Here is a 15,928-nt window from a genome sequence, read left to right as displayed (position 1 = left end):
TTGTGGCCGGGAGCGGTCAGGGCGTTAGGCTTTGAGGTTTCGTCCACAAGACAAGCCACCCATGCCCGCTGCCAAACGCTTCGCGCCTCTTCTCCTGACGACATTGCTGGCCACCAGCCTGAGCTGGGCTCAGCAGCCCTCGGACAACCCCCTCTTCGCGCCCAGCCCCTTGCCGCTGCAATACCCGCAGTTCGACAAGGTACGCGACGAGCATTTCGGCCCGGCCCTGGACAAGGGCATGGCTGAGCAACTGGCCGAAATCCAGGCCATCGCCGACAACCCTGCAGCGCCCACCTTCGACAACACCATCGTCGCGTGGGAGAAGAGTGGCCGGTTGCTGAGCCGCACCTCCACGCTGCTGTTCAGCCTGATCGGTGCGGACGCCAACCCCGCCCGCCAGCAGTTGCAGACCGACTACGCCGCCAAGCTCGCCGCCCATCGCGACGCGGTGCTGCTCAACCCCAGGCTGTTCGCCCGCATCGAGACCTTGTACGCGACGCGTGGCAAGGCAGCGCCCAACGCCGAAGGCAAGCGCCTCATCGAGCGCTACCGCCGCGACATGGTGCGCGCCGGTGCGCAGCTGAGCGACGAACAGAAGGTGCGCATGAAGGCCATCAACGCCGAGTTGGCGACGCTGGGCGCGCGTTTCAACAAGGCGGTGCTGGCCGAGGTCAATGACTCGGCTCTCATCGTTGACAGCGCCGAGGATCTTGCCGGGCTCACGCCGGCCCAGGTGGCCGCCGCGGCCGAAGCCGGCAAGAAGAAGAGTCTGGAAGGCAAGTACCTGTTGACGCTGCTGAACACCACCATCCAGCCGCTGGAGACCGAGCTGCAGAACCGTGCACTGCGCGAGCGCCTGCACCGCGCATCCGTCGCGCGCGGCAGCCGCGGCAATGCCAATGACACGACGGGCATCGTGTCCCGCGTGATGACGTTGCGCCAGGAGCGCGCGGCCCTGCTCGGCTATGCGACGCCCGCCGCCTATGTGCTGGAGGAGGAGACGGCCAAGTCCGCCGAAGCCGTCAATGCCATGCTCGGCAAGCTTGGGCCGGCGGCCGTGGCGTCGGCCAAACAGGAGGCTGCCGAGCTGCAAAAGCTCATTGATACCGACCAGGCCGTCAAGAAGCAACCCAGTTTCGCCCTGCAGCCCTGGGACTGGAGCTACTACTCCGAGAAGCTGCGTGCCGCCAAGTACGGCTTCGACGAAAGCCAGCTCAAGCCCTATCTGGAGCTCACCAGCGTGCTGGAGCGCGGCGTGTTCTTCGCGGCCAACCAGCTCTACGGCATCAGCTTCAAGCGCCGCACCGACCTGCCGGTCTACCGCGACGACGTGCGCACCTACGACGTCTTCGACACCAACGGCAAGCAACTCGCCATCTTCATCGCCGACCTCTACGCCCGACCCAGCAAACGCGGCGGTGCATGGATGAACGCCTACGTCAGCCAGAACGCGCTGGAGGGCACGCAGCCGGTCGTTGCCAACCATCTCAACATCCCCAAGCCACCAGCCGGTGAGCCGACTCTGCTGACCTGGGATGAGGTCAACACCTTGTTCCACGAGTTCGGCCACGCGCTGCATGGCATGTTCAACAAGGGCCAATACCCGGGCCTGGGCCGCGTGCCGCGCGACTTCGTTGAATATCCCTCGCAGGTCAACGAGGTCTGGGCCGACTGGCCCAGCGTGCTGGCCAGCTATGCCAAGCACTACCAGACTGGCGAGGCCATGCCGCGTGAACTGCTCGACAAGGTGGCGCGTGCCAAGCGCTTCAACCAGGGCTACACGACACTGTCCTATCTGAGCGCCGCCATCGTCGACCAGCGCCTGCACCAGCTCAAGGCCGGCGAAGTGCCCGCAGCCGACGGCATCATGGCCTTCGAGGCCAAGGTGCTGAAGGACGAAGGCGTTGACTTCGGCCCCGTGCCGCCGCGCTACCGCCTGCCTTACTTCAGCCACATCATGGGCGGCTACTCGGCCGGCTACTACGCCTACATCTGGAGCGAGGTGCTGGACGCAGACACCGTCGAATGGCTGAAGGCCAATGGTGGCTTGAAGCGCGCCAACGGCGATGCACTGCGCGCCAAGCTGCTGTCGCGCGGTGGCAGCGAGGATGCGATGGTGCTGTTCCGCCACCTCGTGGGCCACGAGCCCGACATCAAGCCGCTGCTGGAGCGGCGTGGGTTGGTGGTGCAGAAGCCCTGAGCGGGCCAGGGGAACGCTGAATCGGTCCCGTGATGCAGCGCGCCCTGGTTTGGGATGGACTGCAAGGCGCAAACCACAGCCATAGCGGGCTATGGCGAGGATTTGCAACGCCGCAGGCCGCCCAAAGCAGGGATGCGCTGCGCGCGAGTGACTGGTTTAGCGTTTCCCTAGAGCCCCGCCCAGGACTTGGGCTGCGCTGCCGCGACGCCGGCCAGCTCCAGTACCCGCTCGGCGGTCTCGTTGACCATCTCCTCGATCGTCTTCGGGCGGTGATAGAAGGCCGGCAGCGGCGGGAAGCAGATGCCGCCCATTTCGGTCACCGCGACCATATTGCGCAAATGGGCCAGGTTGAGCGGTGTCTCGCGCACCATCAGGATCAGCCGGCGGCGCTCCTTCAAGGTGACGTCGGCGGCGCGGGTCAGCAGGTTGTCGCCAAGCCCGTGAGCAATCGCCGCGAGCGACTTCATCGAACAGGGCGCCACGATCATGGCGGCGGTCGCGAAGCTGCCGCTGGCGATGCAGGCGCCGATGTCTCCTGGCGCGTAGGCGTGGTCGGCCTCGGCTTCCAGCGTGGAGCGGTCCAGGCCGAGCTCGTGGTGGGCGTTGAGGATGCCGGCGGGCGTGGCGATCAGATGGGTCTCGACGCCCAGCTCACGCGAGCGGCGCAGCAGCCGCAGCGCGTAGGCGGCGCCCGTCGCCCCGGTCAGCCCGACGACGAGCCTTTGGGTCATCAGGCGGCCGTCAATGCCTGCTGCAGCTCACCCGACTCGTACATCTCCATCATGATGTCCGAGCCGCCGAGAAATTCGCCGTTGACGTAGAGCTGGGGGATGGTCGGCCAGTTGGCGTAGTCCTTGATACCCTGGCGCACTTCCTCGTCCTCGAGCACGTTGAAGGTCTTGAGGTCGGTCACGCCGGCGGCCTTCAGGATCTGGATGGCGCGGCCGGAGAAACCGCACATCGGAAACTGGGCGGTGCCCTTCATGAAGAGCACGACGCGATTGGACTTGACCAGGTCGTCGATGCGTTGCTGAACGTCACTCATTGCTGTTCTCGTCAAAAGGCAAAACGGCAATTATCCGGGACGCGCCCGGTTGAGCGTCAGTAGCTGTACGCCAAGCCCAATTGCAGCAAGGGCTTGAAGCGCAAATCGCGCATGGCGTCCTCGAAGCCCTGGGCGCTGCTGCGGCCCAGGCGCAGGCTGCTGCCATAGGAGCCTGACATCAGGCCGAAGTCGGCGCTGAAGGCCAGGCCGCTCTTGTGCACGCGGCCGGTGTAGCCGATGCCGACATAGGAGAGATTGGCGTTGTCCAGCGAATAACCGTCAGGGCCGTTCAGCGACAGGCTGCGCCGCCCTGCGGAGACCGGGCCGCTCCCCAGGGCCAGGCCGCCACTGCTTTGCGACATGGACAGCGGTCCGAGCAACAGGCCGCCGGTGGCACGAAGGCCGCCGCGCAGGCTGGAGAAGCCTGAGCTGGTGAGGTAGTAGTCGCCAAGCAGGTTGGCGCTGAGCACACGGGATCCGCCGAGATGGGGCTGCTGCGCCTCGCTGCCGCTGTCGATGCTGTTCAGCTGCAATCGCGCCTGCCAGCGCGGATTGGCGTTGTCGTCGGCCTGGGCCGAGACGGCATGGATAGCACAAAGGACAGAGAGGCTCAGTACTGCAGCGCTGGCGAGGCGGGCCATGATCGTCTCCTGCGCGGTGCATCGAGTGGCACCGGGATTTGATACTACGCCGGCCAGTCAGTTACGGGAATGAAGAACTGGCAGCAATACATCACACATTTCGGGGAGCTTTCAGCTGGTTGCACGCCAGCAGCCGCCACTGGCCCGCGGCCGACCGCCCAGGTCGCGCCTCAGCGTGGCCTGGGCAAACCCCCGTGCGGCCAGGCGGGCGGCGACCGCTTCGGCCTGGTCCCAGCCGTGTTCCATCAGCAGCCAGCCGCCATCGTTGATGTGTTGCGGTGCAGCATCAATCAGGGTTTGCAGGTCGGCCAGTCCGTCACCTCCAGGCGTCAGGGCCGTGATCGGCTCATGGCGCAGGGCTGGCAGATGCGGGTCGTCGCCGGCGATATAGGGCGGGTTGCTGACGACGAGGTCGAAGCGCCGGTCGGCCAGCGGCGCGAACCAGTTGCCGTGCCGCCAGTCAACGGCCAGACCCAGGCGTTCACCATTGGCGCGAGCAACAGCCAAGGCGTCGGCGCTGAAGTCAACGGCCGTGACCTGGGCGTGCGGGCAGGCGGCCTTGATGGCCAGCGCGATGGCGCCACTGCCGGTGCCGAGGTCGGCGACGCTGGATTGGCCCGGCAGGGCGGCGAGCAGTTCCAGCGCCCAGTCGACCAGGGTTTCGGTGTCCGGCCGAGGGATCAGCGTGGCCGGCGTGACCTGCAGCATCAGACCGTGGAAGGGCTGCCAGCCGGTCAGGTGGGCCAGCGGTTCACCAGCGGCCAGCCTTTGCAGCGCGGCTTCGGCGCCGGGTGCGAGTGCGTCGCCGTGGGTGACAAGCCAGGCGCGGCCCTGGCCGGTCAGGTGGCCGAGCAGCGTCTGCACATCGCCGCGCTCGACGCCGAGCTGGCGGGCGAGGGCGAGCGCCTCATCGACTGTCACGCCCGGCCTTCTTCGAGCTGAGCCAACTGCTCGGCCGCCTGCGCCGCCTGCAGGCCCTGGATGACGTCGCCGAGGTCGCCGTCCATGATCTGGCCCAGCTTGTAGAGGGTCAGGTTGATGCGGTGGTCGGTCAGGCGGCCCTGGGGGAAGTTGTAGGTGCGAATGCGGTCGCTGCGGTCGCCGCTGCCGATCAGCCCCTTGCGCGTGGCAGCCTCCTTGGCGGCGCGCTCGCTGCGTTCCTTCTCCTGGATGCGCGCCTGCAGCACCTGCAGCGCCTTGGCCTTGTTGCTGTGCTGGCTGCGGCCGTCCTGGCATTCGGCCACGATGCCGGTGGGCAGGTGGACGACGCGCACGGCGGAATCGGTCTTGTTGATGTGCTGGCCACCGGCGCCGCTGGCACGGAAAGTGTCGATGCGCAGGTCGGCCGGGTTCAGCGTGATGACCTCGGCCTCGTCGGGCTCGGGCATCACGGCGATCGTGCAGGCGCTGGTGTGGATGCGGCCCTGGGTTTCGGTCGCCGGCACGCGCTGCACGCGGTGGCCGCCGGATTCGAACTTGAGACGACCGTAGACGGCATCGCCCTCGACGCGCACGACCAGTTCCTTGTAGCCGCCGAGGTCGGAGATGTTCTCGGACAGGATTTCGGTGCGCCAGCCCTGGCCTTCGGCGAAGCGCAGATACATGCGCGCCAGGTCGCCGGCGAACAGGGCCGCCTCGTCGCCACCGGCGCCGGCGCGGATTTCGAGGAAGGCGTTGCGCTCGTCGTCCGGATCCTTGGGGATCAGCGCGAGTTGCAACTCTGCGTCGAGCGACGTCAGTGCTGTCTCGTTGGACGCAATTTCCTCGCGGGCCATCTCCGCCATCTCAGCGTCCGCCAGCATGTCGCGTGCCGCGGCGAGATCGGCCTCGTGTTGCAGATAGCGCCGGTAGCGCTCGACCAGGCCAGACACCTCGGCCTGCTCCTTGGTCAGCGCGCGGTAGCGCTTCATGTCCGAGGCGACGCTGCCGTCGGCAAGGATGGTGTCGAGCTCGGCGAGGCGGAAGCCGAGGCGGTCGAACTGCTGGCGCAGGGAGTCTTTCATGGGCACGGAACGGGAATGCGGTCAGGGGCGGCGCAAGCGATGCACCGAGCGGCGGCTTGAGAGCGCCGCTAAGACTGCTTGCCGCGCAGGAAGAGGCGCGACACCGTCTGCGCCAACTGCAGGCGTTGCTCGCCGTCGCTGGCATGCAGCTCGGCCAAGGTTCCATGCAGCAGCTTCTGCGTGATGCCCTTGGACAGCGCATCCAGCACTTCGTCCACGTCGGCGCCCTTGGCCAGCAGCTTGCGGGCGCGGGCGATCTCCAGCGCCCGCCAGTCGTCGGCCTGGGCGTGCAGGGCCTGGATCAGCGGCACGGTGTGGCGCTGGTCCAGCCAGTGCATGAAGCTCTGCACGCCGGTCTCGACGATGGCCTCGGCCTGGGCCACGGCGGCCTGGCGTTTCTCGCCGGCGGTCTGCACCTGGGCGGCGAGCTCGTCGACCGTATAGAGATAGACGTCGTCCAGCTGGGCGACCTCGGGCTCGATGTCGCGCGGCACGGCCAGGTCGACCATGAACATCGGGCGGTGCTTGCGTTTCTTCAGCGCGCGCTCGACGGCGCCCAGGCCGATCAGCGGCAGGCTGGAGGCCGTGCAGGAGACGACGATGTCGAACTCGTGCAGGCGCTCAGGCAGGTCGGCCAGGCGCATGGCCTCGGCGCCGAAATGGGTGGCGAGCTTCTCGCCGCGTTCCAGCGTGCGATTGGCCACGGCCATCTGGCGCGGCGTCTTGGCCGCGAAGTGAGTCGCGGTCAGCTCGATCATCTCGCCGGCGCCGACGAAGAGGACCCGTGTCTTGGCCAGGTCCTCAAAGAGCTGGCCGGCCAGCCGCACGGCAGCAGCGGCCATGCTGATGGAGTGGGCGCCGATCTCGGTGGAGCTGCGCACCTCCTTGGCCACCGAGAAGCTGCGCTGGAAGAGCTGGTGCAGCGTCGTGCCCAGGGCGCCGGCGTTCTCGGCTTCACGCACGGCCTGCTTCATCTGGCCCAGGATCTGTGGCTCGCCCAGCACCATGGAGTCCAGGCCAGCCGCGACGCGGAAAGCATGGCGAGCGGCATCGCTTCCCTGCATCACATAGGCATGCTCGCGCAAGGCGCCGGCCTGCACGCCGCCGGCATCGGCCAGCCAGGCGATGGCGGGTTGCACCAGGGCTGACGGTGCGGCCACATAGACCTCGGTGCGGTTGCAGGTCGACAGGATGGCCGCCTCGGGCGTGCCGGACAGCTTCTGGCGCAGGCCGGTCAGTGAAGGGGCGAGCTGCTCGAGCGTGAACGCAAACCGCCCGCGCAGATCGAGCGGGGCGGTGTTGTGGTTCAGGCCGAGAGCAAAGACGGACATGGGCGTGAATTGTAGGATTCGCGGCTTTTCCGCATCTGACATCGGTCAAGCCCGAATGAGCCCACTTGACGCCTTTTGGCACATCGCGAATCTCTTTGCCCCAGCCTGGGGGCTGGCGGCGCTACTGGCGTTGGCGATCAAGGGCCTGTGGCGGCGGGTGGCGAAGCCTCTGGGCTGGCAAAGGTTGTGGGCCTGGGGAGCGGCGGGCGGCACGGCGGCCACCATCGCCACATTGATCCTGCTGGGCCGCGATGGCCGCATGGCGGGTTACGCCTTGCTGGTGCTTGGCGTCGCCCTGCCGCAGTGGTATTTGCTGAGCTTCAAGCGCTGAGCACGTCCTCGGTCGTGACGACCTCGCCGCGCAGCGAATGCGCGAAGGCCGTCGTGATGCGCACATCGACCAGCTGGTTCATCAGCCGCGGCGAGCCGGGGAAGTTGACGATGCGGTTGCACTCGGTGCGGCCCATCAGCTCCGAGACGTCCTTGCGCGCATTGCCGGTGACAAGCACCTTCTCGACCTTGCCCACCATGCCTTGCGAGATGGTGATGGCATGCGCCTCGATGGCCGCTTGCAGCTCCTGCAGGCGCTTGACCTTGACATCATAGGGCGTCGTGTCTTCCAGCGCCGCAGCCGGCGTGCCGGGGCGGGGGCTGAAGATGAAGCTGAACGAGGCGTCGAAGCCGACGTCGTGCACCAGCTTCATCAGCTTGGCGTGGTCTTCGTCCGTCTCGCCGGGGAAGCCGACGATGAAGTCGCTGGCCAGGCGCAGGTCCGGGCGGATGGCGCGCAGCTTGCGCACGATGCTCTTGAACTCCAGCGCCGTGTAGCCGCGCTTCATCGCCATCAGGATGCGGTCGCTGCCATGCTGGACGGGCAGGTGCAGGTGGTTCACGAGTTGCGGGATCTTGCCGTAGGCCTCGATGAGGCGGGGGCTGAACTCGTTAGGGTGGCTGGTCGTGAAGCGCAGGCGGCGGATGCCGGGGATCTCGGCGGCGTATTCCAGCAGCAGGGCCAGGTCGGCGAACTCAGGCGTATCGCCCATCTTGCCGCGGTAGGCGTTGACGTTCTGCCCCAGCAGGTTGATCTCCATGACGCCCTGGTCAGCCAGGCCGGCGATCTCGGTCAGCACGTCGTCAAACGGGCGCGAGACCTCCTCGCCGCGGGTGTAGGGCACCACGCAGTAGCTGCAGTACTTGGAGCAGCCTTCCATGATGGAGACGAAGGCCGAGGCACCCTCGACCTTGGCCGGCGGCAGGTGGTCGAACTTCTCGATCTCGGGGAAGGAGATGTCCACCTGCGGGCGGCGCTGTTCGCGGCGGGCATCCAGCATGGCGGGCAGGCGGTGCAGGGTCTGCGGGCCGAACACGATGTCCACGTAGGGCGCGCGCTCGATGATGGCCGCGCCTTCCTGCGAGGCGACGCAGCCGCCGACGCCGATCATGACGCCCTTGGCCTTCAGGTGCTTCACGCGGCCGAGGTCGCTGAAGACCTTCTCCTGCGCTTTTTCACGCACCGAGCAGGTGTTGAAGAGGATGAGGTCGGCCTGCTCGACATCGGTCGTCGGTTCGTAGCCTTGGGCGGCGCCCAGCACGTCGGCCATCTTGTCCGAGTCGTACTCGTTCATCTGGCAGCCGAAGGTCTTGATGAAGACCTTTTTTGTCACGACCTCGCTCATGGCTTGCTCCAGGTCTGGTTGCCCGGGTTGAACTGCCAGGTTGCCGACTCGGCCGGCGTCGTCGGCCAGGGTTTGTTGGCGATCTCGGCCGGGTTCAGCAGCCAGACGTCCATGATCAAGCCGCTGTTCTCGACCGTGTAGTGCACGATGAACTTCTGGCCGGTGATGGCGCCTGGCTGCACCAGCAGATTGGTGTCGCCTTTGATGCGGCTGCCGGGTGCCAGGCGCGCGTACTTGCCGTTCAACAGCACGTCAGGGTGCTGGGTGACGACGAGTTCGCCACGCAGGGTCTGAGGCGTGAAGAAGCGGTGCGTCTGGGCCTGGGCGGCCAGACAGCTGACGGCCAGCGCCAGCGGGAGTGCACAGCGGTACATGGTATGTGTCCAGTGGCTGCGGTGGAAATGAAAACGACCCGGGAGTGTCCCGAGCCGTCGGGCTCGGCATGACGAGCCAAGCGCCCGCCATTGTAGCGACGGGACCGGTTGAGCTTGGTGGCGGCTCATGCGCGGCAGTCCCCGGCATGGAAAGGATTCGGCAAATTTTTCAAGCTGGCCGCGTCGGCATCCCTTCGGTGCAAAGACGGGCAGGAAATCCTTGCCGCTGCCTGAGGCGGGAACGGCCTTTGCCAATTGAAATGTTGGCAGCCGCCTGTCCACCGCGCCCAGAGCGCATACACGGCTTGAACATGAAAGATTTACCCACCCTCCATGCCGCCGATGAGAGCTCGACCGCGGGAGTTCACGCCCGAGCCTGGCTGCAGGACGACGTGGAGGAAGGTATCCGGCGCGGAGCGGCGTACGCGGGCGACTGGCGATACAACCGACTGTTGGCAGCGTTGCTGCCGGAGCACCGCCAGAGGTGGCTGGCGCAAGCGGAATGGGTCTACCTGCGCCCCGGCCAGATGCTTCACGAAGCGTCTGCCTTCATCCAGTGGGTGTACTTTCCGATCACCGCGCTGGCGTCGCTCTCGGTGCCTGATCGCGCGGGCGCCTGCGCCGAAGTGGCGACCGTTGGCCGCGAAGGTGTCGTGGGTCTGCCGCTGATCGATGGCAACTACACGCGCAGCCGCGCCGTGGTGCACATGCCGGGCAAGGCGCTGCGCCTGCGTGCCTCTGCCGTGGCCGAGGAGTTCGCGCGCCACGCCACGGTACGCCGGCTGCTGCTGGCCTATTCGCAGGCCCTGGTCGCCGAGATCATGCAGACCGCCTTATGCAGCCGGCATCATGGCCTGGAGCAGCAGCTCGCGCGCCTCATCCTGCTGCGGATGGACCGCCAGCAGTCCGATGAGCTGACCATGACCCAGGAGTCCATGGCCGGCATGCTGGGTGTGCGGCGCGAGAGCGTCACGCTGGCCGCGGCTCGGCTGCAGCAGGGGGGCTATATCCGCTATGCACGGGGCCATATCACGGTACTGAATCGCAGCGGACTAGAGACGCGCACCTGCGACTGCTATCACACCATCCACCGCGAGTTTGAGCGCTTGCTGCGGCCCCGCCCGGTCTACTGACGCCGGGGCCGGCCCCGGCGTCCCTTGCGTCAGCCCTGCTTGCGCTGGCGACGGTAGCCGAGGAAGCCTGCGGCAGCCAGACCGCCCAACAGCATGGCGGTGCTGCTCGGCTCGGGCACCGGCGCAAAGTTCAGCGATCCGCCGCCCTGGCGAATGCGGAAGCCGCCCGCGAACGGCTCGACCTGTGACGGCGTGTTGGAGAAGGCCGTCAGCGCGACCGAATAGAAGGGATCGGGTGAGAAGAACGTCGGCTGGTTCAGCGCCACCGTCAGCATGGCGTTGGCCGAGGGGCTGAAGGTGCCGCCGCCGGTCGGCACCGTCAGCACGCTGCCCGAGATCAAGGCACCGCTGGCCAGGGCCACCTCACCGCTGGCTGTTTCGGTGGGCGTGTTGCCACTGAAGCCGAAGGTCGCTGTGCCGTTGTAGCCGTACAGCGTGTAGGTCAAGGTCGTGAAGTTGCCGAAATTGAACGTCGTGGTCGGATCGTTCGTCGTCGTGCCGGTACCGGTGAAGGCGAGATACAGCCCGTAGTCGGTGTTCAAGCCGGTGGGTGTGAGGGCGTTGCCGCCGAGCTGGAAGCCGGTGACGGGCAGATAGCCGGTCTCGGTGAAGTTGCCCAGTGCGTCGATGGTGACGGTGGAATAGTCCGAGATCAGTACAGCAGTCGCATGGAGCGGCGTCTGCGCGCGCACTCACACATGTCCCCCCAACACCACCCCCAATACCTTGAGCCAACGACTCAACGACTTCGGGCATGAAGGAAACCCCCCCCACCAGCGCGCTTGCATCCCGGCTGTTAGCTCCTCTAGCGAAGGAACCAAGCCGTTCCGCGGCCATGCTTGAGGCATTGATCTGGTCCCACGCGCCAAGCAGGAGCGGACCTCCTTCGTTGGCCGTCGGGACCATGCTGCACTGTCTGCAACGACGGCGGCACTTGAGCCTCAACCGCCAAGCGTCACGCTTTTTCGAGAAGGTAGGCGACGGATGCGGGGGGCAGTTTCTCCACGAACGTCGTTCGGTGATAAGGCGTCCGCCATGACAACAAGTTGCATACCAATTGGTCGAGTTTCACAGTGAAATAATTGTTGTAAGCATCAACACCAATTTTTGTTGCAATTATTGGGATGGGCCGGAAATCATAAAAAGACCGGCGCGCGACCTTGAAACCAGCCTCGTCAATTATCTTATCAAATATGTCGATTGGAATTCCCCGCTCGTTAGCAGTGAGGCCGGCCCTCGGCCTCCTCCAGTCGCCCATTGAAACAATTGGCTCTCGAATACAGAAAGAGCCGCCGACAGATAGGCATCGGTAAATCTCCTTCATTACGTGCGTAACATTGGGCACGTGGTGCATTACTCCGAAGCACGTAATTAAGTCGAAACGGTTGCTCTCAAAGGGAAAATCCCCAGATACGTTCGGCTTTACATAGGTTGTAGGTGTTTGGCCAATCGTCGAGTCCATAGCGAACGCGTCGGATGGCTCAAGAATCATTATGCTTTGCAAGCGGTCAGCTATCGGAATCAATTCGTCGCCGTAGGCACTACCAATGCCGAGCGCTTCTTTGAATCTCTTCCCTCTGAGAAATTTGTAGAACAGCTCATTATTTAATGCGTGATACTCATAACGATAGTTCGATTTGTCCTTTGCGCCAAGATTTGCATACCCATCTTCCTCGCTTTTGAACCAATCCATTATCTGTGGAGGCGTCAAATCATCTCCGTAGAGCCTTTTGCCAGAAATATATAGCTCAAATTTTCCGTCATCCATCAAGCTTCTCCTAACTGCCATAGCGAAGAATTACCATTGGTATATTGACATTGACATGATTTCAGCCAAGAGTTCGCCTCACACTTATAAAAAAACGCCTCGCGGGTGAATTGAAGCACCTCTAGCACACCGACATTGCTGCCGCCATGGCTTACAACTAACTAGCTCTTTGCTCGCCGCGATCGGTGGTATTGATGCTCCCCACATCATTCACTACGACATCTGAGTGCGCCTAACCGGAATTGTGCTCAGGCATATTCGTCCACCCGTCGTTTCCAAGGTTGCCCTCTGACGACCCAGTGCCAGGATTTCCGGCCACAGTGCAGCGCCATGCCTTAGGCAGTCCTACCGCCGAAGCCAGCTGGATAACACGGTCACCGACCGCCCAAAGTCCAGAACCGGTCGGAGCTGCTGTGCCGTGCTGACTGATTACCCCGCCTGTTCCCGGATCGTGTTCCACTACGCAGCCCAACTCATTCGTTTCGTCAACGACTGTCCCAAGATTTCCTGAGGCAGCCCCTGTGAAGGCGATCGACTGGAGATTACGACGGATCGGCCTGCGTTTCTCCACGAGCGTTATTAGTTACACAGCCGCTGCGCATCGACCTGTGCTGGTCTAATTTCCACGGACACCTCGATAGGTGGAATTCACCTGGACGAGGGACATGAGCAAGAGACAACGAAGGTACTTCGACGCGGCATTCAAGCTGCAGGTCGTGCAGATGATTCGCGAGCATGGCCTGGGCGTGAGCGAGGTCTGCCGCGACATGAAGCTGGGCGAGCCTCGCCATGAGGCGGTGGCAAGATCAGGCCCAGCTCGACGAAGAGGCGGCCGGCCGGCCTGGCATCGGCAAGCCGCTCGCCGCAGAGCAGCAGCGCATCCGTCAGCTTGAAGCCGAGAACAAGCAGCTGCGAGGCGACGTCGACATCCTAAAAAAAGCATCGGCCTTCTTCGCCCGAGAACTGCGCTGAGTCACCGACTCGTCGAGCAGTTGAGCAAGAAGGCCATCACTGTGGGCCGCCGCACGCAACTCAAGGCAGGGTTCGCCGCCAGCGGCCGGGTGTACGGCAGCCGCTGGCTGTGTGCGGCGCTGCGCGCCAAGGGTCCGCGGCTGGGGCGACACGGTGCGTCGGCTGATGCGCGAGCACCGGCTGCACGCGCTGTGGAGGCGCAAGTTCATTCACACCACCGTCAGTGGCCATGTGTTGCCCGTCTCCGACAACGTGCTGGCGAGGCGCTTTGATCCCAGCGGCCCCAACCAGGCCTGGGTGAGCGGCATCACCTACATCCGCACGCGCAGCGGCTGGCTGTACCTGGCGGTAGTGCTGGACCTGTACGCGCGCAAAGTCGTGGGTGGGCGATGGCACCGAGCATGCACGCCGAGTTGGTCTGCGCGGCGTTGCAACTGGCCATCGCGCAACGTCACCCGGCGCCAGGGCTGATCGTGCATTCGGACCGGGGCAGTCAGTACGCCAGTGCGCTGCATCAGGGGCTTCTGGCTCGCTACGGCCTGGTCGGCACATGAGCCGCAAGGGCAACTGCTGGGACAACGCGGTGATGGAGCGCTTCTTCCTGAGCCTCAAGACCGAGCGCGTCTGGCAACGCGCCTGCACTCAAACTGGGCAACCTGCCACCCAATGCCTTCGAGCAGCAATCGGTAGTCAAACAACCTATCGCTGTGTCCGAGAAAACTTGATCAGCACAATACGCCGCCCCGACGACGTACGTCCGGGGAAGTGGGGCCGTCTCGTACGTGCGGGCAGAGGCGCGCTCCATAGGCGCCTTGGGGGTAAGAAGCGCTATAGGCCGCTACTGAAGCTTAGAAAGCAGAAAAGCCACCGCTAGGGTGGCTTTCGTGTCTAAGTGCTTTCGCGCTTGGACTATTTTTGGTGGCGCTTCAGGGACTCGAACCCCGGACCTGTGGATTATGATTCCATCGCTCTAACCAACTGAGCTAAAGCGCCTGAGCCGGCTATTCTAAGCGAAGTTTTTGGAGGCTGGCAAGCTGTCGCGAAAGATCACAGCGTGGGCTCGCGCAGGCAGGCTTGCAGCGGCTTGCCCGGCAGGCGCTTCAGGCCCTCGACGACCCGGGTGGCGTTGAACACGGCGCCGGCATCGTTGGTGTGGGTGCGGGCGTCGGCGAAATAGGCGTCGACGCGCTCGGCACCGATGACGCGATAGGCCTCGGTCACCAGCATCGTCAGGTCGATGAACTGGGCGCCGTTCTCGCGCGCCACCTGCTCGCCCCAGGCGGTGTAGTTCTCGAAGTCGCGCGGCTGGCCCGTCTGCCAGCGGTCCTTGTGCGGGATGGGCGACAGCACGACGACATGGGCTCCCTTGGCCTTCGCATCGTTGATGTAGCGGGCCAGGTACCAGCCGAAGCTCTGCACCATCTCCTTGCTGCCGTCAGGCCGCGTGTCCTCGACCGCCTCCGGGCCGATGCCGGGCACCGAGCCGCGGTTCTTGCCAGCCGGGTCGCCGATGCGGGCGCCGTCGTTGTGGCCGAACTGGATCAGCAGCGTGTCGCCCGCCTTAAGTTGCTCCAGCACCGAGGCCCAGCGCCCTTCGGTGAAGAAGGTGCGGCTGCTGCGGCCGCCGATGGCGTTGTTGACGATGTTGATGCGCTGGGTGTCGAAGAAGGGTGCGAGTCGCTCACCCCAGCCATAGGCGCCGTTCTGGCCGCCGCTGCGCACGGTGGAGTCGCCAATCAGCACGAGGCTGGGCAGCTTGGGATCGCGAGGTGCTTCGACCTTGACCTTGCGAGCGTCGACGACGGGCCGGTCGTCGCTGCCGTCGGGTGCGAAGCGGCGGGTGTAGACGGCGTCCGGCAGCACCTTGTTCTGGATCAGCCCGGCGATGACGAGCTGCGCGTTGACTGCCGCGCCGAGCCAGTTGGTGTGTACGGTCTCCTGCGGCGTGTCGGCAGGGAAGAGCTTCTCGACCGTGGCCTTGCCGAGCGCCTCATAGCGCAACGCGCCCCATTCGTTGAGGTCGATGAAGGCCACGCCCTCCTGCCTGGCCACCTCGGCGGCCCAAGCCGCGAAATTACCGCCGGCGCGCGTCACCTTCACACCATCAGCCTCCCAGCGCTTGCGGATCACGGGCGAGCAGACGACGGGTGTGGCGCCGGCCGCGCGGATCTCGGCGATGTAGCCACGCAGGTAGGCGCCGTAGGTGTAGACCGTCTCCGGCTTGCCGGTCAGCTGGTTGTCGATGTCTTCCTTCTCCGACCCCGTGCCGCGCAACACGCCGCGGGCGCGGCTGTTGTCGTTGACGGGGCTGGCGTCGTTGTGGCCGAACTGCATGACGACCCAGTCGCCTCGCTTGATGAAGGGCTTGGTGCGGTCCCAATGGCCGCTGCTGCGATAGGTGCGGCTGGAGAGGCCGCCCACGGCGCGGTTGACGACGTTGATCTTGTTCGTGTCGAAGTAGGCGGCGATCGGGTTGCCCCAACCCCACTGACCTTCGGCTCCCTTGCCCTGGCCGTCGTCCTGACCGTTGCGCACTGTCGAGTCGCCGATGAGGATCAGCGACGGCAGTTCGGGCTTGGCTGGCTCGGGCAGCTTGACCTGGGCGCGGGCGGGGTCGGTGCTGGCGGTGAAGGTCTGGGCCTGTGTCAGGGGCAAGGCGAACAGTGAGAGCAAGGCGATGAGCGTGCGGATCATGGCGCGCATGCTAGGAGCAGGCCGGGCCAGGACGGCGCAAGTTCTTGAGCGATTGAGGCCCAGCAACATCGCGCAACAGAGCGAGTCCTAG

General features: G+C 65.0%; 14 protein-coding genes, 1 tRNA gene and 1 pseudogene. 4 read left to right on the top strand and 12 right to left on the bottom strand.

What is annotated here, in order from left to right; translation table 11 throughout:
* Positions 1–61: 61 nt before the first annotated feature.
* On the top strand, positions 62–2,200 hold the full coding sequence (locus tag ACXJKM_RS02355) for a M3 family metallopeptidase (protein ID WP_457350015.1): 2,139 nt from the start codon (positions 62–64) through the stop codon (positions 2,198–2,200).
* A gap of 167 nt (positions 2,201–2,367) precedes the next feature.
* On the opposite strand, the gene ACXJKM_RS02350 is transcribed toward ACXJKM_RS02355, so the two are convergent.
* The 6 genes from ACXJKM_RS02350 to hemA form a co-directional block, all read right to left on the bottom strand.
* On the bottom strand, positions 2,368–2,931 hold the full coding sequence (locus tag ACXJKM_RS02350; RefSeq protein WP_457350013.1) for a UbiX family flavin prenyltransferase: 564 nt from the start codon (positions 2,929–2,931) through the stop codon (positions 2,368–2,370).
* Complete coding sequence (gene grxD, locus ACXJKM_RS02345; protein ID WP_056203405.1) at positions 2,931–3,245, bottom strand: Grx4 family monothiol glutaredoxin; 315 nt, start codon at positions 3,243–3,245, stop codon at positions 2,931–2,933. Before grxD ends, ACXJKM_RS02350 begins: the two co-directional genes overlap by 1 nt.
* 56 nt (positions 3,246–3,301) lie before the next feature.
* The gene (locus tag ACXJKM_RS02340; protein ID WP_056203407.1) at positions 3,302–3,886 is read right to left on the bottom strand and encodes a hypothetical protein; all 585 of its coding nucleotides are present in this window, start codon (positions 3,884–3,886) and stop codon (positions 3,302–3,304) included.
* A 111-nt stretch (positions 3,887–3,997) separates the two neighbouring features.
* A complete protein-coding gene (prmC, locus tag ACXJKM_RS02335) occupies positions 3,998–4,807 on the bottom strand; it encodes a peptide chain release factor N(5)-glutamine methyltransferase (protein ID WP_056203410.1) in 810 nt (269 codons plus the stop codon).
* Positions 4,804–5,889 (bottom strand): peptide chain release factor 1, encoded by a 1,086-nt coding sequence (gene prfA, locus ACXJKM_RS02330; protein WP_457323378.1) that lies wholly within the window; start codon positions 5,887–5,889, stop codon positions 4,804–4,806. Before prfA ends, prmC begins: the two co-directional genes overlap by 4 nt.
* A gap of 68 nt (positions 5,890–5,957) precedes the next feature.
* Positions 5,958–7,220 (bottom strand): glutamyl-tRNA reductase, encoded by a 1,263-nt coding sequence (gene hemA, locus ACXJKM_RS02325; RefSeq protein WP_056203417.1) that lies wholly within the window; start codon positions 7,218–7,220, stop codon positions 5,958–5,960.
* 55 nt (positions 7,221–7,275) lie between these two features.
* On the opposite strand from hemA, the gene ACXJKM_RS02320 reads away from it, so the two are divergent.
* The gene (locus ACXJKM_RS02320; RefSeq protein WP_056203421.1) at positions 7,276–7,551 is read left to right on the top strand and encodes a hypothetical protein; all 276 of its coding nucleotides are present in this window, start codon (positions 7,276–7,278) and stop codon (positions 7,549–7,551) included.
* On the opposite strand, the gene miaB is transcribed toward ACXJKM_RS02320, so the two are convergent.
* Positions 7,541–8,896: a tRNA (N6-isopentenyl adenosine(37)-C2)-methylthiotransferase MiaB gene (miaB, locus tag ACXJKM_RS02315; RefSeq protein WP_457350010.1), complete on the bottom strand. Its 1,356-nt coding sequence runs from the start codon at positions 8,894–8,896 to the stop codon at positions 7,541–7,543. The two genes, ACXJKM_RS02320 and miaB, sit on opposite strands and share 11 nt — an antisense overlap.
* A complete protein-coding gene (locus tag ACXJKM_RS02310; RefSeq protein ID WP_056203424.1) occupies positions 8,893–9,270 on the bottom strand; it encodes a hypothetical protein in 378 nt (125 codons plus the stop codon). The genes miaB and ACXJKM_RS02310 overlap by 4 nt, the downstream gene beginning before the upstream one ends.
* A 311-nt stretch (positions 9,271–9,581) precedes the next feature.
* Between ACXJKM_RS02310 and ACXJKM_RS02305 the strand changes: the two genes are divergently transcribed.
* Positions 9,582–10,403 carry a Crp/Fnr family transcriptional regulator gene (locus tag ACXJKM_RS02305; RefSeq protein WP_200955330.1) on the top strand — a complete coding sequence of 274 codons (822 nt, stop codon included), beginning with the start codon at positions 9,582–9,584 and terminating at the stop codon, positions 10,401–10,403.
* A gap of 29 nt (positions 10,404–10,432) precedes the next feature.
* Here ACXJKM_RS02305 and pepA read toward each other — a convergent pair whose 3' ends face one another.
* Together pepA and ACXJKM_RS02295 are read right to left on the bottom strand one after the other, a co-directional pair.
* Complete coding sequence (pepA, locus tag ACXJKM_RS02300) at positions 10,433–11,095, bottom strand: flocculation-associated PEP-CTERM protein PepA (RefSeq protein ID WP_457350008.1); 663 nt, start codon at positions 11,093–11,095, stop codon at positions 10,433–10,435.
* Between the two features lie 263 nt (positions 11,096–11,358).
* Positions 11,359–12,171: a class I SAM-dependent methyltransferase gene (locus tag ACXJKM_RS02295; protein ID WP_457350006.1), complete on the bottom strand. Its 813-nt coding sequence runs from the start codon at positions 12,169–12,171 to the stop codon at positions 11,359–11,361.
* A gap of 665 nt (positions 12,172–12,836) precedes the next feature.
* Here ACXJKM_RS02295 and ACXJKM_RS02290 point away from each other — a divergent pair.
* A pseudogene (locus ACXJKM_RS02290) lies at positions 12,837–13,777 on the top strand (IS3 family transposase); the annotation flags it as partial.
* Positions 13,778–14,059: 282 nt separating this feature from the next.
* Here the strand turns inward: ACXJKM_RS02290 and ACXJKM_RS02285 are convergent.
* Together ACXJKM_RS02285 and ACXJKM_RS02280 are read right to left on the bottom strand one after the other, a co-directional pair.
* A tRNA-Met gene (locus ACXJKM_RS02285) sits at positions 14,060–14,136 on the bottom strand.
* Positions 14,137–14,190: 54 nt separating this feature from the next.
* Positions 14,191–15,837 carry a rhamnogalacturonan acetylesterase gene (locus ACXJKM_RS02280; RefSeq protein WP_457350004.1) on the bottom strand — a complete coding sequence of 549 codons (1,647 nt, stop codon included), beginning with the start codon at positions 15,835–15,837 and terminating at the stop codon, positions 14,191–14,193.
* Positions 15,838–15,928: the final 91 nt, after the last annotated feature.

It is taken from the genome of Roseateles sp. P5_D6 (assembly GCF_054049415.1).
The sequence above is the reverse complement of the archived record's forward strand: the minus strand, read 5'-3'. Positions and strand labels throughout refer to the sequence as shown.